Genomic DNA, 22,749 nt, shown 5'->3' on the forward strand with positions numbered 1-22,749 from the left:
TGGTCGGGGCGACTGGATTCGAACCAGCGACCCCCTGCTCCCAAAGCAGGTGCACTACCAGGCTGTGCTACACCCCGACACGAAGGAACCCAATGCATTCCAGAGTTTGTCCGAAATGTAAAGCGGGAAGATCGAAAAACAGCAGATTTGCCGGGATCATGCAACCTGAGACTGAAGGATTCTTGCTGAAATTCCGAAAGCGCTTTGACTCGCAACCCATGATGCAAATACTCAGCAGGCAAATGCAGCACGAACCCCACATCTGGAAAAAAACGGCGAGCACCCTGCACGCCGATTGTCGAATCTTCAAAATCCAAAAAGTTCGATTTCAGCATGAACTTCGGGCGACCAGTGGTGATTTTTATGTGATGGACACTCCGGACTGGGTACACGTCGTTGCTCTCACTCCTGATCAGCAGATCGTGATGGTGAAGCAGTTTCGCTTTGGCACTGAAAATCTCTCATGGGAAATTCCGGGAGGACTGATGGAGCCGGGAGAAAGTCCAGTGGAAGCAGGTCTGCGTGAACTACGCGAAGAAACCGGATACGTGGGTTCGTCCTGTGAATGCATGGCGAGCATCGCTCCAAACCCGGCAATTCAAAACAATCGCTGCCATTTTGTATTGGTTCGAGACGCCGTCCCACAGGAGAAATTGGACTGGGATGAGCACGAGGAAATATTGACCCAAACCCTCTCACTTGAAACTGCCGACAGCTGGGCACGGGACGGAACCATTTTTCATTCGCTGAGCATCACCGCCCTGTTCTTTCTGCAGCGCTTTTGCTGAGTTTGTTCGATCTCGGTATTCCTGTAACTGCCAACCCTAAGATCACCATGCACCCCCAAATCCTGCTTCCATTGGTGTTTTTGCTGGCAATTTGGTTTCCCGTGCTGGAAATCCTCGAACTCGAATGGCGGTTGAATGAGCAGTACCAATACGGGTATTTTGTTCCCTTTTTCACGCTCTACCTGCTCTACCTCCGCTGGGATGACCGTCCAGCTGCCGCTCCATCATCCGGCAGGAGTTGCATGCCAGTGTTGTTGTTGGGCACGCTGCTTTTTGTTCCGCTCAAGCTTGTCCACACCGCAAACCCCGACTGGCGTCTCATTTACTGGATCGCGACACTGCTGGCCACCAGTCTGACTCTGCTGTGGATTCATCAGATCGGTGGTCGTCGGTGGGTGCGCCATTTTGCACCGGCCCTTGCGATGATCCTGTTTGCGGTTCCGTGGATCACAGGTGTCGAGAACCAAATCACCAGCACTCTCATGGAGTTTGTCTCTGCATTCACGGTAGAGGTTCTCAATCTTGCAGGGATCTTTGCCGTTCGCAGCGGAAATGTGATCGTACTGCAGGGTGCGGTGGTCGGTGTTGAAGAAGCATGCAGTGGGGTACGGTCTTTCCAGTCCGCACTCATGGCAGGCTATTTGTTTGGGGAGTTGCTACGCTTCCGAATGCCAACGCGCTTGCTGTTGATCACCTTGGGGGCAGGTGTCAATTTTCTGCTCAACCTTGGCCGCACACTGATCCTCACCCTGATCAGCCTCAACCTCGGACCCGAGCTGTTTGAAGCTTGGCATGACAGAGTCGGCAATGCAGTAGCCCTAGGTGGATTCCTCACCGTTGCACTGCTGGCCTGGCTGCTGCGTCGTATTTTCAAACCCCAGTCTCCCGAGAGCGAACAGCAAAAATCCGCCGATGCCAGTGAAAGCAGTGCACTGCAAGTGCTTCCTGCCAGCCTGTACATCGCACTGGTCGGAGGGGTCATACTGGCATTTGCATTCAACGCATTTTGGTACCGGCAGGTCCAAGATTCGAGTCGTGGGTTTGACTACCACTCCATTCAGTGGGAATCCGTTTCAAATCCGATAGAAAGCCGAGAAATGGATCCCGTCGCGGTCGCACAGCTCAAGTTTTCCGAGGGAACCCATCGCAATTGGACAGACTCCTCGGGCATTCGCTGGACGGCGTTTTATTTCCACTGGGATCAGGGACGAATCTCCTCACATGCGGGCATACACCGCCCTGAAAACTGCCTGCCCTCAGCAGGCATCTCACTTGCGGCGACTCATGAGAGCATGGTTTGGCAGAGTCCTGAAGGGTACACCATTCCCTTCCAAACCATGACCTTCAAGGGAATGGGAACCACCACTTATGTCTTTTTTGCGGTCTGGGATGAAAATGGAGCCGAACCCTGGATCTCCACGACGTGGGGAGAACGGCTCTCAGACGTGTGGAAGCGCAGGGTGGTCACAGGTCGGCACTCCTTGCAGTTTCTCGCCGAAAACGCGACTTCACTTGAGCAGGCGCGAAGGGAATGTTTATCCACGCTGGATCGCATGTATGGCCGATCAGGTCAGCCTACAGCAAATTGAGGGTTGAAACTTCCCAGCGGACAGAGTGAATGTTCACTCGTCCTTGCAGCATTCAAGTCACTCAAGACTCCACCGCAGTTGCTCCCAAATCATGCGCTCAAAGTGGGTCCACGCCTCTTCATATTTCTCCAGGTGAAACAAAACCAGTGCGGTCTGGTAGCGCAGATATGGAAGTTTGAATCCCTTCTGTCGGGCAACTTCCAGGGAGATCAATGCCTCAGCATAGTTTCCATCGATCTTATGTTTCTGGACCAGTGCGATGACTTTCAGGGGGTCGTTTGAGTCCTGCAAATATTCCGTACGGATTGCGGCAAGCGTGCGCGCCTTTGTGAGATCAATCATGTCCGGTTCAGGGTAGTTCATCAAGGCAAGGCGGCTGGCTTCCCGAAAATCGCCCTCGCCCGCTTTGAGCTGCGCGCGAACTGTCCAGTTCTCCTTTCCCAGCACGGGATATCGATCCATCAGCCGACGAAGCATCTCGGGGCCGTTAATTTCGCAAAAACGCCAGAGTAATGACTGCTTCTGTTCCGAACTAAAGCCGTCGAGTTCGGGGTTGATCGCAAGCTCAAGCCCCAATTCCCGGGAGTATTCGATCGGCATGTTTCGCAGTCTTGCAAAGTATAGAAACTGAAGATTCCTGCTGCCATAGGTCAGGTCGCGCAGCTCCGGAAACCGCTCTGGGCGCACACGCGGAGCAACAAATTCAAATGCCTCAATTCCAGAGCTTCTCGCCACCTGCATGCCTCCCATGAAATACCTGAGAGAAGTGTCAAAATCAAAATCCTGCAAATACAGTCCATGATTCATATAGGGACGCCACCAAACCGGATTGAGCTGGTGGCTGCGGTCAAACCCTTCAATCGCACGTTCCACATCTCCAACTGCCAGAGCGGTAACCGCCTTGGCGTTGTGGAGGGCCGGTACCATCGGATAGCGCTCGATCCACTGATCCAGGCGCTGGCTCCAAACTTCAGGAGGATCGGCGTCGAATAGAACATTGGGGTCATGCTGCACATACCGAAAAATCTCTGAGGATACAAACGGTCGATTCTGATAGAGGCTAAACCCCCAGACCCCTGCGAGAATAAGCCATAAAACTCCAATCGCACGCGAAAGGTGTTTCACCCCCGGCAGAGCATGCAGGGAAGCATCACCTGGCTGGATGAGCGCGTATATCAGTAAAGCGAGCAATACGGTTCCAAGGCGGTGTCCTGACACTTCAATCAGACTCGCAAACAAAAACATGCTGATCGCAACAAATCCGATGAGGCGTATGCCTTTGCTACGATAAATATCTACGGGGTCCAATCGACGAATCATCAACACAATTGCAATCAGAACCAGGATGAACCCCACCAGGCCCAATTCCGTGCAAACCCACAGCAAATCACTCTCTGGATGATGAATTGCCTGAGACGTGAAGGTGTGTTCCATGAAGAAGGGAAAGAAATACCGAAAATTCCCCAACCCTACACCAAAAACCGGGAAGGTAGCCGCCATTCGCGCTGCATCCAGCCAGATATGAACCCGAATCTCGCTACCCACACCACCCGAGCGCAGGACCGATACAAACTCATCCAGAAGTTTGCCTCCATACAACATGAAGGTTGCGACAAAAACCAGAAGCACAGGAAGTCCCAGCTTGAGATAAAACTTCGAGTTCCGACGCTCGAGCGTCAGCAGCAGATAAATGCCACACCCTGCAGCCATTGTCATCACAGCACTTCTCGACATTCCCATGATCAGTGCCACCGATATCGCTGCAATCGGAATGAGGAAGAGAAACATTTCCCACTCCCTCCGCTTCATGGATCGAATGACCAACCCCAACGCCAGCATTCCCCCCATTGCAAAAACTGCTCCGCTCTGGTTGTGATTTGGAAAAAAACTAAAGCGGTGGGTTCCCCATGAGAACGGGTGTTGAAAACCCAGGACCGAGCCGAGGATCGTCACAACAGCAAGCAGGGTAATCGCCCAAGTGACCCACTTCAGCACTCCCACCCGCCGGTAGTGACTCATGGGTCGCTGGATGAGCATGAAAAACCAGCACAGTCCCACTGCAAAAAACGCTGCTTTTTCCGTGGAAAGCCAGGGTTGTGCCGATATTCCGGATGCCTTGGCGAAGGACGGATTTTCGGTTGCGACCCAATCCACTGCATTGGGAAAAGGCATCGGCATCCACGCTGACACCAGCATCCAGAGAAGCAGTGCTGCGAGACTCCCTACGAGTGCGAATCCGGGCAAGCGCTCGACTGGCGTAACAATCAACCAGAATCCCGTCAGTACCAACAGAAACAGCTGACCATATTCATGGGTTCCGCCTCCGGAAACGATCACCAGCAGGATGCTGGCAATCCAAGCGTAAACCGACCAGTTTTTCTGAGAGTAGGGAGCCACAGGATAGCTAACTCATCCGAGTTGCATGGTGTTAAGTCAACGAAATCTTTCGCTTACCCTTTGGGGACTCGGCTGACTTGGATCGCGCTTTATCATCCTCGTGGTAACGATAACTCTTGTAGCGGCTGTAGTAGTAATAATCAGCACCGGACGGACTGACATAGTTGATGACAAATCCCCACACTTTCCGCTGGGTCACTCCAATGCGTTCCAACGCCATCTTCAGTTGTCGAAATGTCGTTTGCGCCGCCTTGGTCACAAAGATGAGGGTATCCGCCTTCTTCAGTAGACCGATGGTATCGTCCACCGCAAGTATGGGAGCCGTATCGAGAACAATGTAATCGTATTGCTCACGACATTGCTGGAGAATTTCATCCATCCGGGGCGAGAGAAACAGATCTCCCGGGTTCTCGTTTGCACGACCTGCTGTGATGACGCTGAGGTTCTGAAACGCCTTGTCTCCCGTCAGCGTGATTTCCCCGATATCCAAAAAACTGTTTTCCAGTAACTCGGCAAGACCGGGTTCCCGGGTGATCCCAAACTTGTCGTGCAAATGACCGCGCCGAAGGTCGCAATCCACCAACAAGGTCTTGGCACCCGAATACGCGAGCATCGTTGCCAAATTGCTGGATACCGTGGATTTCCCCTCGGCAGGAGCGCAACTGGTTGTCAGCAATACCTTGACCTCCTTCTCCGAGTCCTGCCCGTGCATGAGTATCGAAGATCGCAGGGAGCGAAACGCTTCTGCAAACACATGATTCGAATCCTTCTTGATCAGTGTAATGCGCCCTTTGGCACGTGGGATCAGTCCGATCACCTTACCATCAAACTGGTTGCGAATGTCATCCGCAGAAGTGATCTTGTTGTTGAGGATTGCGATGAGCGCAATGATTGCACATCCCAGCACAAACCCAATCCCCGAACCCTTCATCACCTCTGCCTGCTTGTTGACCTTTCGCAGAGTTGCTGGTGTTGCTTCGACCAGGCGTGAAATCAGTTCGGTGTCCACAGTTCGTCCAATGCCGAGCGCCTGCTTGCGTCGGATCAGGCTTTCCTGAGTGCCTTCGAGGCGCTCCAAACGCTGGGTGAGGTTGTCGTATTGGTTGATCTTGTTGCTGTATTCGAGCACCTCACCGCGCCACCGTTCAACCTGGGGTTCGAGTGTGGAAATTCGTGTACGGATAGAGGCCTTTTCCTCATCCAGTTGCGAAAATGCCTGTCTCCGAATGACTTCCAGTCGATTTCCGATCATCTCGAGGTCATCATGAATATCGATCATGCGCGGGTGTTTGGGCTTGAGGTAGATGCCCAACGTCTCCTTCATCGCAACCAGATTCTGATACTGTCGCTTGGTATCGCGGTAGTTCTGGGTACTCTCCAGCGTCCCAAGGTCGATCACACCCTGAATCTGATCCAGTGAGGCATTTTCATCAAAAGATTCCAAAATGCGCAACTCGGTCCGAAACTCCTCCATGCGCCCGGTCACAGCCGTCAATTGAGATGTCGCATCCTGTGCGAGTTCACGAATCGCAGCGGTATTGTTGCTCTCCTGAAATTCGCGGATGTCTCTACGCGTCTGGCTGATTTCCACCTCCAGTTCGCGAAGCTCTTCATCAATGGACAACATCACATCGTCCGAGGTTTCAAGCCGGGACTGGCGACGGGATTCCAGATAGGCCTCAATAGCCTGATCGAGAAAGCGTTGGGTGTATTCAGGCTTCTCACCGACCGCAGTGAGCAGGAAAACATCGGTCGTTCCCTTGCGGGATGCATAAAGCTGTACCCAGCCCGGCTCTACCTGCGGGTGCAATGCCCGAACCCGTTCGATAGCTCGGGATTTTACCCAGGGACGCAGCATCAAGTGCAGTTGGTTGTCATGAAAATTGGTCGCAACTTCCCGCATGCGATCCCCTTCCGAAATTTCAATCTGCCCCTGAATCATCAGCTGAGCATGTGATTCATAAGAATCTTTCATGTTGCGAACCTGCAATGCCTTGAATGCAAACCCCATCGAAGTGGTCAACAGCAGGATCCACCAATACGACAACAGCAGGCCCTTCAATCGGTAAGTGACCTTCCGAATGGTGTCGCCCAAGTCCGCGTTGCCGCGACTCTGGGGATCTTCGGTATCTCTCAGGAAATCCTCGTCCATATCCAATCAGCTCCCACTGATAGTCGTGCCAATCTGCTCAAGCTTAAGCCCTAAAACACGATTAATCGTTCGGAAACATTGATGATGTCATCTTCTTTGACCAACATATCCTCGCTTCGGTCCCCATCACGGAGAACCCGTCGCACGTTGATCCAATAGGTTTCGCTCTCATCGGAGTCGGGTACCCGGCGCGTCAGTTTCACCCGAGTCTCTCTTGCAACATCGGTGAATCCCCCGGCGAGAAGGATCGCCTCGCTGACGGTAAGTTTTTCTTGTGAAATGGTAAACAACCCCGGACTGCGTACCGCCCCGAGCACAGTGTACTTGCCCCCAACATCTTCGAGTCGATTGACAATAATCACATCATCCGGCTGGATGCGAATATCGTTCTCAACCTGACCTTCATCGTAGATCGCCCGCATGTTGACCTCGATGCGCAGATCCTTGTCGGGATTGTCAGGATCTTTGCGCTGGATGATGATGTTTTCAAGATCAGCACCATCCGCAAATCCTCCCATTTGGGAAATGGCCTGGCTAATGGTGTAGAATCCATCCTTGGGCAGTAGCAGCCTGCCCTGGTTGTTGACCTGCCCATACACATTGACGCGTTCGCGGAAAGTGGATTCCGCCACTTTGATGTCCACCGTTGCACGGTAGAAAAAATCCACTTCGAGCAGGGCCTTGACCTGCTGGGCAAGTTCGAAGCACGTAAGCCCCACTACCGATATCGGTTCTCTCAAGGGGGGGAATCGGACTTTTCCTTCATTGTCGGGAGTCAACACGACCCCTGGAGATTGCTCCTCGATGACCTGATACACCAGGCGATCATTTGCGGTAATCTGGTAGGAATTATCCAGCAGATCCATACGACTGAAGCTGCGATCCGCCAGCGACTGTGCCAGCACCGAACTTGCAAGCACGGTGGCTCCCAACAAAAGCTGCAATAAAGTGAGAGTTAGTTTGACCATCAGTTACGGCTCAAAAGTCGTAGCGGAGCATGATGCTGGCCAGGTTCTGCTCAAAATCACGGTCATTGTCGTTCGAGTCCTTGTTCACGTGCCGGAGATTCAAACTGGTAACGAGATGCTCACCCAGTTCGATATCAAACCCAAGAGTCGCCATGAACAAGTCGTACTTTTCGGCGTAGAGTGCCGGACCCGAATCATCAGCACTTGCCCACTGCACCCCGCCCGTGATGTTCATCCGGCGTATCCCCTCATACAGGAAATCCCAGGCAATCACATCGCTGACCTGCTCATTGGTCACACGACCATACGAAACTGCACGCGTGAAACTCAACTTGTGATTAAAGGTCTCTCCCAGCAGGTTAAGGATTTCAAAGCTGTAAAAAATGTTGTCTCCCTCAGTGATATCGGCGAACTCACCGGTCTCCAGAAAACGCAGTGTGTTGGCTTCGTCGTAATCCCGGAAATCATAGCCCACAGAAGCACTGATTGCCGTACGGTCACCGAGCGCCCAGTCTGCCAGCAATCCGACCTTCCATCCATCCGAGTCGGCAAGGATGTCGCGCTTGTAATTGTTCCGGGTGAACTGACCAAAGACTCCTACTCCATTTTCACGTCCCAGCGGGTAATAGAGCTGTCCGTTTATGATGAACTCACTGCGACGGGTGAATTCCCAGCGGTCTTCAGGACGCTGGAAGGTTCCATCAAGTTGTTCCACGAACTCATCCGCATCATTGTCATCCGGCATCAGATGATACTGGCTCACACGCAACGTCGCCTCGAGCGGATTGAGAATCGCCAGCAATTCGATACCATACTCGGTCGACCATGCCGCATAGCGATCTACACGCGTGCCAACCGAACGGCCCCGAATGATTTCCCGGCCATCTCCGCCAATCACCTGATCTTCCTGCGGTACAGCTTCGACAAATACAGAGTTGCTGCCATCCACGGTGTAGCCGAATTTCCCATAAACCCTTGCTTCCACCATTCCAAGCAGTACGGTGAAATCAACCTCGCTCGATGGGTCAATGTGGAAGAACGTTTTGCTCGAATCCATGTAGTTCAGATCCTGATAGTCCTCGTATCGCAGCCCAAGTACAACTCCAAGTGTGTTGTTGTCCGTGATTTGCCAATTGATATCCACATCTGCCCCGTAGGAGAGAATGTAGTCTTCCCGCGGACCCACGATACTGGGATCGATCAAGTCCGGAACATTGTCGGAAACCGCTGTAACGTTGTCATTGTAAGCATAACCGACGTGCATCGAAAAATCCATCAGCAGGTCCCCGATCTTGATATTGTAATTGTCCGTCTGGGCCCGGGAGGAAACCGTCGTAAAGCAAAAAAGCGTCAGCAATAGCTGCGACGCCAGTGAGAGACGAAATCGAGAGATGCGTTTCATGGGTGATAAAAAAGTCTGTAACTTGCTGCTGTTAATAACTCACCTTGTTTCTGTGAATAAGTTTTGTCAATTTCAAAGCAACCTCATTGTGATGAGCGATTTAGCGAAGGAAGGAATGCCACTGCTTTTGCATAACCACTACTTCAAGAAATCCGGTTTTTCAAATGATGGAGTAAACTTTGCATAAAATCCGTTCTACCGACCAAATGCCTGCAGCATTCCAGTCCCAATTCGTGCAGCCGATCCACCTCCCTGCGCGCACCTTCAATGCCGTAGTGAGTCACTGCGGTGACCTTCTGGTTGCGTTCATCATTCATCAGTGTTTTTCCAACCATGGCTTCATCGCCGATCGCATCCAGCAGGTCATCTCTGATCTGGAACGACCGACCAATGGCTTGTCCAAGTCGTGATGCCCACTCAAGCGATTGGCCCGACTGTCCGGCAAGGTGCATGCCCATTCGCAGACTCGCACAAAACAGTGCTCCCGTCTTGCGGTCTTCGATCTGATAAACCTGATCCATGCTCACATTTCCACCCGAATCACGGTCCATCAGAATGTCCTCCATCTGCCCTCCAACCAACTCAGCAGAACCCGCTGCTCGCGACAATTCCCGGATGAGCTGGATCGCAAGCACCGGTTCTTCCGCATAGGCAGTCGACAGGATTTCAAAAGCCAGCGTCAGTAGCGCATCCCCGGCGAGAATCGCCGTTGCCTCATCGAATGCGATGTGACACGTGGGTGCTCCCCGTCGCAAGTCACTGTTGTCCATGCTTGGCAGGTCATCGTGTATCAGACTGTAGGTGTGAAGACACTCGATCGCAACCGCCGCGGGCAGCGGATCATGCCTGCTGGGGTGCATGTCAACTACAGCCAGCAACAACACGGGTCGGATGCGCTTCCCTCCGGCATGCAGACTGTGGAGCATGGCATCCCTGAGGCGCGGAGGTGTCGCGGGGTCCATGGGAACCCATTGTTTCAGAGCGGCTTCAATGCGCTCCCGAAAAACTTGCAATTGTTGAGAAAAATCCACTTATGGTTTAGCCTGTTTGATGATTCCGGTATTGGCAGATGCTGGACTCTGTCTGAACGAGCCGGATTCTGTTTGGTAAACTCTTCACTGAGGTAGAAAACGACAGTGTCCAGCGCAGATGGCATGATCCGGCCTGGCGAGTTTTGGCGCGATACCCATCAGGCATCCCGACAGTGTACTTGATTCACCGAGCCGATACGCTCACTCTGAACACAATGGACAGCATTTCCAAACAAATCCTTCGCTCTCCGCTGTTTTTTCCCAAACTGCTGATCGCTGCACTGCTGGTGTATTCCCTTGTGGGGATACCGCTGTTCATTGGCTACCTCTCACGCTTCCTTCATCAATTGAAAAACCGGCGAGATGCCAATCTCCCACAGTGGAACTCCTGGCTCGCCTTGCTGATCGAAAGCTGGGAACTACTGGTCCTGATTACGATCTACACGGTGTTGCCCATTCTGCTGGCCTGCTGGATTGCCAGCATCATATCGGGCTGGCTCGGGTGGTTGTTCTGGATTCCGATCTGGAGTCTGCCATGGATTCCAGCAATGTTGGTTGTCTGGGTCGCACCGATTTTTTCGGGCATTGCCTACCACCGCTATCTCATTCGAGGTAGCATCGAATCCGCATTTGACATCCGCTCCATTTGGCAGACGGCGCTGTGCAACGCTGAGCAGCTCCTCATCCTGACCCTCGTTTTTTGGGGAGTCATCTTCATCGGATTTCCCATTCTGGGCTTTGCGATAGCCGCAGGCTTGACGCTTTATTTTCCACTCGTATTCCAGATTGTTGATCAACAAACCTATTCATAGTCATTTGCTGCCATGCCCACTTACGAATATCTCTGTCACAACAATGACTGCAGTCACGAATTCGAAACCTTCCAGTCCATGCGCGACGACGCACTGGTCGACTGTCCTGCATGCGGCCAGCCCAGCTTGCGTCGCAAGATAGGTCTCGGCGCAGGCATCATTTTCAAAGGAAGCGGATTCTACGAAACGGACTACAAGCGCAAATCGGGAACGGAAAGTGCCTCGAAAGCGGAAGGTGGTGCAGAAAGTTCCAAACCGAAAGAAGCAAGCAAAGCCAGCACCACACCTGCGTCAACGCCAGCTTCCCCCGCATCCTGAAGCCTCTCAACCCCACCCGGACGTCCTACAACCCCCAACTTCCAGCATCATGCAATCTCCATTATCCGCAACAAGTCACCACGCCTTCCCCGTTGGAGGGCTGCTTTTTGGATTTCTCGGCTCCATGTTGCTCGGAGTTCTGGTGGGTTTCGCCTATCTCGCCACCGTTCCGCCAGTCAGCATACAACCGTCCGAATCGAAACCCGCAGAAACTTCGGCAATGTTCCTGACTCATTTTGAGAATGAAGTGCGGTATTTCCAACGCTCCGGTTTCCGCCAAAACGCTCAGGCACTGACGCGCAAACTGTATGCCTCCCAAACGGAACAAATCGATGTCAACGCACTCGAGCTCAACGCATGGGCCGAAGTTCATCTGGCACCGCATTCTCCTGCATCCACTGCTGCAGACAGTGATCGCGCCTCCATCCTGAGCCTTGCTCCGGACGTTCCCGTTTTTCACATCGCCAGTCACAAACTCCATCTCTCCTACCCGGCAACCCTGCAGATTCTCAGCATGGAAATGCCTCTGCGGCTGATTGCATCCGGTGATTTTTCCACAGGAACACGCGGACCCACCTGGAATGCGCAGCGCCTCTATCTGAATTCGGCACCCCTGCCCTTCAAAAAATGGAGTTCCCACCTGATCATGAATCAGGTCATGCGCGCGCTGGAAACCAACGCTGAAGTGGAAAAAATGCAGACCGCCTGGAGGCGCATCCGCTCGATTGAAATCACAGCAACCAGCCTGCTGTTACAGCGGTCCTGAGACCGGCACCGCAAGCTCATTCAAAAGCTCCGAAGATCTTGTCAACGTCGATCGAATCCATGATCGTGCGTTGGATCAATGGAATCTTGTCCGAATCCTCAGGCTGTGTCTTCACCGTCATTCCATTGATTTTGGAAGCAATGGAATAACTCTCATCCTCACAAATGATCACAGGTAAGTCGGTCTGCCTGAGAAACTCCATCATCTTCGGCGTTGGCAGTACATTGCGCGTCAGAATCAACCCGGAAACGCCACCCTGCTCAGAGGTGAAGCGCTGCGAGGACATCGCAGCAAAGAGTACATCCTCCCGGTCTCCTGGCACGATCACCAATACCCCGGGTCGAAAATAGTCGGTGATCACCTTGGCCGTCATGGCTCCGATGATGACATTGAGAATGCGGGCATGCTTGCCACGTTGCTCTCCGTTGAGCCAGCGACCTTTTGTCACTTCGACGATTTGCTGCAGATTTGGAGCTGTCAATTCCTTGACCATGGGGATGACGCCAAGCAGCTCAATGCCCAGTCGCCGCAACCCCTTACCACCGTACTCGCGGATAAACTCAAGCTTGTCGGGCAATACCTTGTTCAGGATTGCCCCAATCACCTCCACACCGTGTTTTTCAAACAGCGCACGATTCATCTCAATTTCATCAACGGGACGCCCAATGCCACCGGATGAGACGATGATGACTTTGCCGCCCAGGCACTTTGCAACCTGAGCATTGGACATGTCAAAAACCGTGCCGACACCCGCATGTCCACTTCCCTCGATGATGATGTAATCTTTCTCAAACGCAGCTCGGTCAAAGCCCCGGCACATGCGGTCCACGAGCTGCGGCGAATATTCATCCGGATTGTCCAGAAACCGCCGGGTGAGCGTGGGATCAATTGCCACAGGACTCATCGATTCGATGGGGGCAGCGATCCGGTAGGTCGAGTTGAACAACACGGTATCCTCATCAATCATGTTGCCGCCCACATGCACAAAGCGCTGCCCGATGGGTTTGATGAAGCCCAGATTCGGGTTGACCCTTTGGATGGCCGAGAACAGTCCGAGGCAGGTGGTAGTCTTTCCCTCGTTCATGCGTGTGCCTGCCACAAAAATCCGTTTGGTCGAACGGTTGGTCGGGTGCTTCAGCAATTGCCCCCTGTAGGTTTTTTCGTCTTCAATCATGGTCTGGAATCACTGAACAACAGGCGATGATCGACTGCCTGAGCGGCCACGATCACCGCCGTCCCCAGAATATCATGGGCACTCGCACTGCGACTAATCTCAGCTGCGGGACGCACAAATCCGGTCAGAATTTGCCCATAACTGCGGCAACCGGCAAGGCATTGCACCATCTTGGAGGCAATGTTGCTCGCCAACAGATCCGGAAAAATCAGCACATTGGCGTTGCCGGAAACCTGTCCGCTCAATCCCTTGATGCGTGCAGTAAAGGAATCCAGAGCGGCATCCGCCTGCAGTTCACCCTCTACATGAAAGGGGAGGCGCAACTCTGCAATTTTGGCTCGGGCGAGTTCAGTTGCCTCCTGCATCTTGACCACCCGGGGGTCACGGGCATCCTGTGCATGTGTCGTGTAGCTGAGCATGGCGATGCGAGGCACATCATTCGTGAGGTGCTGATGCAGGCAAGCCGTAGTCAGTGCGATGTCCATCAACTGCCGCGAGGTCGGGTCGGGGATGACTGCCGAATCCGCCAGGAACAACAACCGCCGCTCCTCTTCGTCGACCTTGACATCCAGAATGAGCAGGGACGATACCGTTGAGACATGAGGCTGCTTCGGAAGGATGCGGATCAGTGGACGCAGAGCACTCGACGCCATCGTTGTAGCACCCGAAACCACACCATCCGCCTGGCCATTGGCAACCATCATCGCTGCGTAGGTATTGGTGTCGAGCAGACGCTCGCGATTGGCCTCGTCCGGGAATTGTGAAAAATGCGGAATCTCCCTGATTCGCTCAACGTAAAGCTCCAACTCGTCCGTGCGAGAGGGTTCCACCAGTCGGATTCGGTCGAGATTGATGTTGAGCTGCTGTGCCCGATCCTTGATCACCCGCCGATCTCCCAACAGGATGGGAACCCCGAGCTGGCTGGTAACAAACTGACGGGCCGCCTGAATGATGCGAGGGTCTGCTCCCTCGGGGAACACAATTCGCTTCGGGTGGCGCTGCAATTGTTCCTTGAGTCTTTCGAGAAATAACACGGCGAAGCAGATGCAGGTGAAACGGTCAAATTGTGATTGTCGTCCCTCTGGGCGATGTGCATAGAGGAAAGACCTGATCACCAGCAATCTCTAGGGCATTTCGCCAACGATTCAACACAAACCCTCATGAATTCAAAAAGTATTCGGCAAATGAGTACGCTGGTACTCTCCACTGGAGGGTCTCGCCTTTTGGGATTGGTCCGGGATGTTGCCTTCTTTTCTTCGTTTGGAACGGGTCTGATCGCCTCAGCCTTTCTCATGGCTTTCACCCTGCCCAATCTTTTTCGCAGGCTATTGGGTGAAGGAGCGTTGGCATCCGCCTTCATTCCCGTTTTCAGCCAAAACTGGAACTGCGACCCCAAATCGGGGTTTCGCCTCTTGAACCAGACTCTGACGCGACTGCTGCTCTATTTCGGCGGAGGGATTGCCTTGGCTTCCATCCTCTTGCTGGGTTTCCATCATCAGTATGACCTGCCTGAGAAATGGTCCGTCACCTTGCCCATGCTTGTCATGCTGTTGCCCTATGCGGTGATGATTTGCATGGCTGCGATCCTCACCGCAGCGCTCAATGTCTTCGGCAAATTTTTCCTAGCTTCACTCTCCCCGATTTTCCTCAATCTCGCCATGATCAGTGCCCTGCTGGCAGGCAACTATCTCTTTCCTGCCGGTTCCCTGTCACTCGCGATCATGCTCTGCGTCGGGGTGCTGTGCGGAGGTCTGCTTCAGTTTCTCCTTCCCGCTGCGCAGCTGGTGGGGCACCAATGGCTCCCTCAGGTCAACCTGCAGCCCTCCCCGGAACTCCAACGACTCAGGCAACTTTTCCTCACCGCAACGGGCGGAGCTGCCATTCTTCAGGTCAACATTCTCGTCACGCGTCTGATCGCCTACCAGCATTCCGATGCTGCAGTGTCACAGCTCTACCTTGCGAGTCGTCTGACAGAACTTCCACTTGGCATGTTTGCAGTCGCAATCTACACCGTGCTGTTTCCGTTGCTGTCCGGATTTGCAGCACGGGCGGATCACGCCCGCTTCTCCGAAACCTGCAAGCATGGCATTCTGCTTTCATACGGCATCACAATGCCTGCTGCAGTGGGTCTGGCCCTGCTTGCACAACCCATCATCTCAGTGCTCTTTCAATGGGGCAAGTTCACGAGTCATGACGTGGTCCAGAGCGCACCAGTGCTCAGTATCTACGCTGCCAGTGTCCCGTGCTACGCCATCATCGCTCTGCTGACCCGCGTCTTTCACTCCCGACAGGAGATGCGGTCTCCGGTTCAGGTATCCGCGATCGCTTTGGTACTCAATGCCACCCTTTCTATAGGTTTGATGATTCCCTTCGGCGTGCTCGGACTGGCAAGTGCCAATGTCATCACCTCACTGGTACAGCTTTGTCTGCTGGTTGGGCTGCTTCGGCATCGCGACTGGATCGACTCACTGGGCAGCATGCTCTCCCCTTTGCTACGCATGTCGGCTGCCGCCGTATTCATGGGTTTTTGCGTCGTGGGTTTGAGCTGGTGGCTGCCCAAACCCGCCACCGGGGAGATTGCTTTGCAGATTCTAGCTCTCGGGACCCATATTGCAACGGGTGTGCTGAGCTATGCACTGGCCTGTTGGTTGATGGGGCTGCGCTCCTGGTTCAGCAAACCTACCGACCGCATATCCTGAGTATGATCATGATCAGGGGATCTGAAAGTGCTGGGTAATCACGCCGATGTTGCCATTTTCATCATACCCCTGAAACACCAGGCTGTACGATCCCGGCTTGAGGTCATTCAGCTCGATTTCAAATCGCTCGAGAGCAGAATCGAACATGCCGTCATCCGGGATGGCTTTCATCATGTGTCCACCGTTCAGGACATAGTATGCACGCTCAATCACTCCAAACTTGTCCTCCACCACAATGTTTGCTCGGTAGCGATCCTCAAGGACTTCCTGAGACTCGATGCTTACCACGGGTGAGGTGAAGTCGATCAGGAACGGATCACTGCGTTTCTCAAAGCGATGGGCGAGGTCTGCCTGATTGTCGAGCCGGTCATCAGCGACAACCTTGAGCTGATAATAGCCCTCCTCAAGCCCCCGAATATCCATTGCGAAAATCGGGTTTTCCAGATCGGATGCGATCTGGATCCAATCGTTTTCGCCAACGCGTTTCACAAATAGATCAAACAGCAGACGATCTCTGTTCGGATCTCCCGGCATCCAAACCGCCGTCATTGCCCCCTCTTCCTTTTCTCTGACCAGTTGCGGAATTCGGGGAGTCTGACCCAGATTCGAATTGGACTGAAAGACCTTCGAGAAATTCATGTTCTGCGACTGACGGGGTGGGGCATAGAGTCCAAATGCTCCGGGCACGATACGAATCTCGTCAATCGTCGGCTCAAGATTTTGCTCTTGATAGAATACCTGGATGCGCTGTAGTCCTGGATTTTCCGGATACATTCGGATCTTATACTGCACAAAACGAGAGCTAGGACTCTGGATGCGATTCCCCTCCAGTGCCTGCCAATCCGACCAGGAACGGTTGGGATCTTCAATGTTGCCCGAACGTGTCTCGATCTCGACTCCGTTGGTGAAGGTTCCTGTAACGGAAAGATAGCGCAGGGTGCCCCATTTCACCATCTTGCCAGTGTCAATCACCTCCGATGTGTAGGTTGCCTCATCACTGATGGATGCGCCCAGTTTGTAGATGCGTGCCGGATTACTGGAAATCAGAAAAAGGCTGCCATCCGCATCACCTGTTTTCACGATTTGCGTGACTTCACCTCCGGTAGGAACTGTGAGCACGTTACTCCACTGGTTCATGCTGTGAGCTCGAAAGACACGGCCATTGGTACCACTGCCGATCAACCAATCCTTTTCCGTTTCGGGAAACACCGTAAAAATCTTGTTGGGACTCAGACTCCAGACGGTGTTGATGTTGCCATCCGCATCCAGACGCATCAACCCATTGTCTTCGGGCAGGTTTTTGGCAAAAATCGTCATCAAAAACGGATTACTGTCCTCCTCTTCGCCACTGTTATTGGTGGACCTTGTGGATGCGCTCGCATTTGAAGATTTGGAGGAGTTGTTTGAAGAAAAGGTCGAAAAATAGATGGACCCATCTGCACGGGGGAAAATACTTTTGATTTCTTCTGCTCCTGAGTGATAAAGCGCCCGGTGATTACCCTGGAGGTCAAGTCGGTAGAGATTTCCTCCATTTCCACATCCGATCACCAACGCACTTCCATCAACGGTGAATGCCATCTTGTTCACATGGGTTTCCGACGCCTCGAACAATACCTCTGCTTCCTCACCGGGTCGATATTCGAGCGGAACGCGGTAAACCTTGCCCGATCCACCCGTAGCGATGTAGAGCATGCCGTCCGGACCTATTTCCAAGTCCCAGATGTATAGGTCAGATGGGTCAAAAAACACTTCCTGTCGTCCTTCAGAATCGATGCGATACACCCGTCCCTTTGGGGATGTGCCCACATAGACCCGCCCTTGTTCATCGACTGCCAGCGCTCTGGAGAGCGATTCTTCAGGTTGTATCAATACTTCCGGTTCAGTCTCAGGAAACACCCGGTAAACGGTTCCGTTGTTCCCTGTGCTGACAATGAGTTCCCCGCTGGGTCCCAGGACTGCTTCCCACACGATGGATGCAGGAAGTGTGCTGTGCAAAGTCAGCTGCCGAGTGGGAAACAGCTTTCCATCGACGGAGATGCCAACATTGCTGAAGGTGCCTTTATCCAGGGTGCTGAATCCCTCATGCACCACGCTCTCGGTCATGACAGCAGTTGCGCTTGTCGCAGTTGCAGACGCCAGTATGACAATCAGCAGGCATTGCAACGAATGGAAACGGGAGAAAATCTTCATAGTAAAGCGATAACCGGATTATTTGATTTCAATGTTCAGGCGGTATGAACCCGAGAACACGCCCGAGGTGGGCAGGGTGGTTTCCCAGAGCGGTATTTCGCTCAAACTGGCACTGTATTGGGCGTTTTTGGGAGTACTGAAAAGGTGTGTGATTGATGGCGGAAGATCATACATGGAATCCCCCTGAAGCTGCACGCCACTTGCCTGACGCAGGAGTCGCACATAGATGTTCTGTCGGGAGCGGATCTGATTGATCTGCCGAATTACATCGCCGATATCATCCATATCCGGACGCAACAATGACTGATTCTCCGGCTCAACCTGCGAGGCATCCGCAATTTGAAGCGTGAGCACTTCCCCCTTGGTTCCAACAGGAATGGGAATGCTCAGGGAGTGATGCACGGGTTCTCCGAGGTAATTGCGAATCCGGAGATCAACATTAAGGGTCTCTCCCGGAGCCGGCACGCTGCTCACGACTGATACTTCGTCGAAAAAACTGAAATGCTGGGTCGGGATCATCTTTACGGTGCATTCGATAGAGTCAATGCGCGGGTATTCGAACGGATTGTCCGCTAGCACGCCCACCACGTTGAGCAGCTGCACCGCCAGCTCGGTAGCACCTGCGGAATCAATCGCAACGTTCTGATAAGTGACATCCGGCTGGCCTTCGACATGGATTTTTGTCTCCAGATACAGGGTCTGCTCTTCATCGGCATCCATGTTCGACTGCAAGCTTTGCAACAACCCGATCGCCGCCAGGAGGGGGGACATTCGGCTGTGTTCAAAGACCTCCGCTTCGTAGCGGGTTTCCATCCCATCCGCATTCTCGATGGTATAGCTCACCGCAATTGTGGGGGCCTTTCGTCCAATTTCTCCGGCAATTCCTGTGAGACGGTCCTGGTAGATCGAGCCGACCACAGGGCCGACTTCTGTCATCTTAAACGACTGCTGGACGGAGCGGACCACCGTGATCACACGTGCCGCAGCCATTGGAATTTCCACATCTCCACCACCAAAAAAGGGGTGGCCGAACCCGAGCAAACGATTGCCTTGTTTCCAGGTTACCGTTCCCACTCCTGTCATGCTGAAATCACCGCCCATCAAAACTCCTGCCACTGGCATGCCGGGGCGAAGATTGCGGGACTGCGAGTCACTCCACGGTTCACCAAAGTCACGTGAAGTCGCCGTCGCCGAAGGCACCTGCGCCCAGCGAATCCCCAAATCTGCAGCGTGCGACTCAAACGTCGAGAGCACTTCGGCAGAAATACCCGAAACATACACGGGAAACAATTCCTGCACGGTCGATTCCGATACCTGGCTTTGCGCACGCAGGCTTTTCGGTTCCACAGTCAGTGCGGGTCGATCCAGGAGATGCCGAACAAGCCCGCGGGAACCATTATTGAATGATTTCCGATAGCGCTCAGCAATATCCTGCGGAGGAAAGCGTTCGATGATGTCGATCATGGACTCGATCGGAGTGACGCCGATGATCGCCTGTTGTTTGGGCCAGGAATATCCATAGGCGTAGGCGCCGACCAGCCTGCCTTCGATGTAAACCGGGCTGCCGCTCATGCCCGCAACCGGACCATTGAGCAGCTGGTCCGCATCCAGTGCCTCACAGATGATCACGGGTTTGCCCGGACCCGCAAAGTTGGGGGAAATACCAAGCACTCTCAATCGGAAGGTCTCAATCTGGTCACCCCTGACAACCGTATCCCACGTTCCCTCCATTCCAATTTTGATCTCTCTCAGGGGCATCACGTCCTGCGCTTGCAAACGGTTGAATCCGTTCAGCAGCACAATGGCGAGGGCTAGCGTGTGAATGATATACGGTCTCACGATGAAAAAACGATGTGGCATCCTTGTGATGAAAGGCAAGGACTATCGCAATCCGCACCCTCAGCAGCGCATCGGGAACCCTTCTATATGGACTCCTTCTGCAAACTTGCACCTCTGACCGCAGACAGCCTTGCCATGTTCAAACTTGCCTACCCATTACTTGCACAGGCAGCAGTGTCAATAATGTCGCTTGAATTCTTGACTTGGCACCCCGCAGGATCAAACTCTGTCATCTTCATTTTTCTGATGTCAACGAACCTTAAGGATACACTCAATCTACCCAAAACTGCCTTTCCCATGAAGGCGGATCTCGTCAAACGTGAACCCATTCGCGTTCAACATTGGGACGAGACGTCAGTGTACCCAAAGGTACGTGCAAAGCGGAGCGGAGCGGAGCCGTTCATCCTGCATGATGGGCCTCCGTTTGCAAACGGAGACATCCACCTGGGTCATGTTCTCAACAAGGTGCTCAAGGATATCGTGGTGCGGTACAAAACCCTGCGCGGGTACGATGCCCACTATGTCACGGGATGGGATTGCCATGGACTCCCCATCGAGCATGCCGTCACCAAAGAGTTGCGAAAAAAAGCAGGTGACCTCGACCCGGTCACTGTACGCAAGGCCTGTGAGACGTTTGCGCAGAAATACGTTGATATCCAGCTCGAACAGTTTCGGCGACTGGGCATTCTCACGGATTGGGAAACCCGCTATCTGACCATGGATCCCGCTTACGAAGCGGACATCCTTCGCACCTTTGCTGCGTTTGTGGAGCAGGGGCTGGTCTATCGCAGCAAAAAGCCCGTCTACTGGTCCATTCCCTGTCGAACGGCTCTGGCTGAGGCGGAGATTGAATATACCGAACACACCAGTGCGTCCATCTGGGTTGCATTCCCTGCGGAAAATGCCTCTGCGTTTGGGTTGCCAGATGCCACTAGCGTGGTGATCTGGACCACCACGCCCTGGACTCTGCCAGCCAATCTCGCGATTGCGCTTCACCCGCGCTTTGAGTATGTCACCGTTATCCAGAACGGACACCACTATCTGGTCGCAAAGGAGCTTGCGGATGCATTTGTGCAACATTGCGGATGGTCCGACTCCGCAACCATCCAGACGCAAACCTTCACGGGTGAGTCCCTCGAAGGACTGCAGACCCGGCATCCGTTCATTGACCGAGCCAGTCCGGTGCTGATGGCAGAATACGTGACGCTTGAATCCGGAACAGGATGCGTGCACACAGCACCCGGCCATGGGCTTGAAGACTATCAGACCGGACTTAAATACGGGCTTGAAATCTACTGCCCGATCAACGACGACGGTGCCTATGTTGATGATGGACAGATTCCGCCAGAACTGGTGGGGAAGAGTGTTCTCGAAGTAAATGGGAAAAACCCTGCAAACCTAGCAGTGCTCGACATCATCAAGGCAAATGGCTCGCTGCTGCACTTTGAGAAAATCAAACACCAATACCCCTATTGCTGGCGGTCAAAGACTCCGGTGATATTCAGGGCCATGGACCAGTTTTTCATGCAGCTCGATCACCATCATGTGCGCGAAAAAGTGCTCGAAGCGATTGACCAGGTGGAGTGGGTTCCGGGCTGGGGGAAAAACCGCATTCGTGGTGCGGTGGAAAGCCGTCCGGACTGGTGTATATCCCGGCAGCGGGCCTGGGGTGTACCGATTCCCGTATTTTACAACGCGGACGGAGTGCCTCTGCTCGACAAGGATGTCATTGTTGCGCTTGCCGACAAAGTTGCCACCCATGGCACGCACATCTGGTTCGACTGGACAGAGCAGCAGCTGTTGGACGGCATTGAACTGCCCAAAGGTTGGGATGCGTCCGACATGGTGAAAGGCACGGACACGCTGGACGTATGGTTTGACTCGGGCAGTTCTCACCGTGCTGTGCTCGACTCTTTTGAAGGACTGCACTCCCCCGCCGATCTTTACCTTGAAGGCAGCGATCAGCACCGTGGGTGGTTCCAGAGTTCCATATGGACTTCCGTTGTCTCCAAGGGATGCGCTCCTTACAAGACCGTGCTCACCCATGGCTTCGTCGTCGACGAAGATGGTCGAAAAATGTCCAAGAGCCAGGGAGCAAAAACAGCAACCCAATGGCTGGGTGAATATGGTGCCGACGTGCTTCGCCTACTGATCTCGTCCGAGGATTATCGCGGTGATCTTCCGATCGGAGCCACTGTCATCAAACAGGCGTCTGGCATCTATCGACTCATTCGCAATACACTGCGTTTCCAACTCGGCAACCTCTACGATTTTGATCCCGAGACCGATGCCGTTGCGCTGCAAGACCTGCATATCCTGGATCAGTGGATGCTGCACGAACTGCAGCAAATGGTCTCCACCGTAGAACAGGCGTATGACAGCTACGACTTTCCAAAGGTCTACCAGACAGTCCAGCTGTTCTGCAACAATACGCTCTCGGCTACCTATCACGATATCATCAAGGATCGCCTCTATACCCTGGCACCCAACGATGCAAAGCGCCGATCCTCGCAAACCGTGCTCTATCGGGTGCTCGATACCTTGATTCGGGTACTTTCCCCCATCCTGCCCTTTACCTGTGATGAAGCAGCCGGTTATCTGGAGACCGATTCCGACTTCGCTTC

General features: G+C 53.4%; 16 protein-coding genes and 1 tRNA gene. 7 read left to right on the forward strand and 10 right to left on the reverse strand.

Going from position 1 to position 22,749, the window contains the following annotated elements; all coding sequences use genetic code 11:
* Positions 1-77 (reverse strand) — tRNA-Pro (locus ABQ298_05440).
* Positions 78-158: 81 nt separating this feature from the next.
* Between ABQ298_05440 and ABQ298_05445 the strand changes: the two genes are divergently transcribed.
* Both ABQ298_05445 and ABQ298_05450 read left to right on the forward strand, forming a co-directional pair.
* The gene (locus tag ABQ298_05445) at positions 159-788 is read left to right on the forward strand and encodes an NUDIX hydrolase (GenBank protein MEQ9823809.1); all 630 of its coding nucleotides are present in this window, start codon (positions 159-161) and stop codon (positions 786-788) included.
* Between the two features lie 47 nt (positions 789-835).
* A complete protein-coding gene (locus tag ABQ298_05450; protein ID MEQ9823810.1) occupies positions 836-2,377 on the forward strand; it encodes an exosortase/archaeosortase family protein in 1,542 nt (513 codons plus the stop codon).
* A 57-nt stretch (positions 2,378-2,434) separates the two neighbouring features.
* Here the strand turns inward: ABQ298_05450 and ABQ298_05455 are convergent, their stop codons facing one another.
* The 5 genes from ABQ298_05455 to ABQ298_05475 all read right to left on the reverse strand — a co-directional run bounded on the left by ABQ298_05455 (position 2,435) and on the right by ABQ298_05475 (position 10,258).
* Positions 2,435-4,774, reverse strand: a complete 2,340-nt coding sequence (locus ABQ298_05455; GenBank protein MEQ9823811.1) for an O-antigen ligase family protein — start codon at positions 4,772-4,774, stop codon at positions 2,435-2,437.
* A 31-nt stretch (positions 4,775-4,805) separates the two neighbouring features.
* A complete protein-coding gene (locus tag ABQ298_05460; GenBank protein MEQ9823812.1) occupies positions 4,806-6,926 on the reverse strand; it encodes a polysaccharide biosynthesis tyrosine autokinase in 2,121 nt (706 codons plus the stop codon).
* A 50-nt stretch (positions 6,927-6,976) separates the two neighbouring features.
* Positions 6,977-7,894: an SLBB domain-containing protein gene (locus tag ABQ298_05465; protein MEQ9823813.1), complete on the reverse strand. Its 918-nt coding sequence runs from the start codon at positions 7,892-7,894 to the stop codon at positions 6,977-6,979.
* A 10-nt stretch (positions 7,895-7,904) separates the two neighbouring features.
* Complete coding sequence (locus ABQ298_05470) at positions 7,905-9,296, reverse strand: hypothetical protein (protein MEQ9823814.1); 1,392 nt, start codon at positions 9,294-9,296, stop codon at positions 7,905-7,907.
* A 143-nt stretch (positions 9,297-9,439) separates the two neighbouring features.
* Positions 9,440-10,258 carry a polyprenyl synthetase family protein gene (locus ABQ298_05475; protein ID MEQ9823815.1) on the reverse strand — a complete coding sequence of 273 codons (819 nt, stop codon included), beginning with the start codon at positions 10,256-10,258 and terminating at the stop codon, positions 9,440-9,442.
* A 248-nt stretch (positions 10,259-10,506) separates the two neighbouring features.
* On the opposite strand from ABQ298_05475, the gene ABQ298_05480 reads away from it, so the two are divergent.
* From ABQ298_05480 to ABQ298_05490, 3 genes are read left to right on the forward strand one after another with little or no spacing between them, the layout of a single operon-like run.
* The gene (locus ABQ298_05480; protein ID MEQ9823816.1) at positions 10,507-11,139 is read left to right on the forward strand and encodes a DUF4013 domain-containing protein; all 633 of its coding nucleotides are present in this window, start codon (positions 10,507-10,509) and stop codon (positions 11,137-11,139) included.
* 12 nt (positions 11,140-11,151) lie between these two features.
* A complete protein-coding gene (locus ABQ298_05485; protein MEQ9823817.1) occupies positions 11,152-11,457 on the forward strand; it encodes an FmdB family zinc ribbon protein in 306 nt (101 codons plus the stop codon).
* Between the two features lie 49 nt (positions 11,458-11,506).
* Positions 11,507-12,223 (forward strand): hypothetical protein, encoded by a 717-nt coding sequence (locus ABQ298_05490; GenBank protein MEQ9823818.1) that lies wholly within the window; start codon positions 11,507-11,509, stop codon positions 12,221-12,223.
* 16 nt (positions 12,224-12,239) lie between these two features.
* On the opposite strand, the gene ABQ298_05495 is transcribed toward ABQ298_05490, so the two are convergent.
* Positions 12,240-13,397: an AAA family ATPase gene (locus ABQ298_05495; GenBank protein MEQ9823819.1), complete on the reverse strand. Its 1,158-nt coding sequence runs from the start codon at positions 13,395-13,397 to the stop codon at positions 12,240-12,242.
* On the reverse strand, positions 13,394-14,431 hold the full coding sequence (locus ABQ298_05500; protein MEQ9823820.1) for a phosphate acyltransferase: 1,038 nt from the start codon (positions 14,429-14,431) through the stop codon (positions 13,394-13,396). Before ABQ298_05500 ends, ABQ298_05495 begins: the two co-directional genes overlap by 4 nt.
* Before the next feature lie 126 nt (positions 14,432-14,557).
* Between ABQ298_05500 and murJ the strand changes: the two genes are divergently transcribed.
* The gene (gene murJ, locus ABQ298_05505; protein ID MEQ9823821.1) at positions 14,558-16,096 is read left to right on the forward strand and encodes a murein biosynthesis integral membrane protein MurJ; all 1,539 of its coding nucleotides are present in this window, start codon (positions 14,558-14,560) and stop codon (positions 16,094-16,096) included.
* 12 nt (positions 16,097-16,108) lie between these two features.
* Here murJ and ABQ298_05510 read toward each other — a convergent pair whose 3' ends face one another.
* Positions 16,109-18,286: a hypothetical protein gene (locus ABQ298_05510; protein MEQ9823822.1), complete on the reverse strand. Its 2,178-nt coding sequence runs from the start codon at positions 18,284-18,286 to the stop codon at positions 16,109-16,111.
* A gap of 18 nt (positions 18,287-18,304) precedes the next feature.
* Complete coding sequence (locus ABQ298_05515) at positions 18,305-20,125, reverse strand: hypothetical protein (GenBank protein ID MEQ9823823.1); 1,821 nt, start codon at positions 20,123-20,125, stop codon at positions 18,305-18,307.
* A 246-nt stretch (positions 20,126-20,371) separates the two neighbouring features.
* On the opposite strand from ABQ298_05515, the gene ileS reads away from it, so the two are divergent.
* The coding region (ileS, locus tag ABQ298_05520) for an isoleucine--tRNA ligase (GenBank protein ID MEQ9823824.1) at positions 20,372-22,749 on the forward strand (2,378 nt) is incomplete at its 3' end.

This window comes from Puniceicoccaceae bacterium (assembly GCA_040224245.1).
In the GTDB taxonomy this organism is placed as follows: Bacteria; Verrucomicrobiota; Verrucomicrobiia; order Opitutales; family JAFGAQ01; genus JAKSBQ01.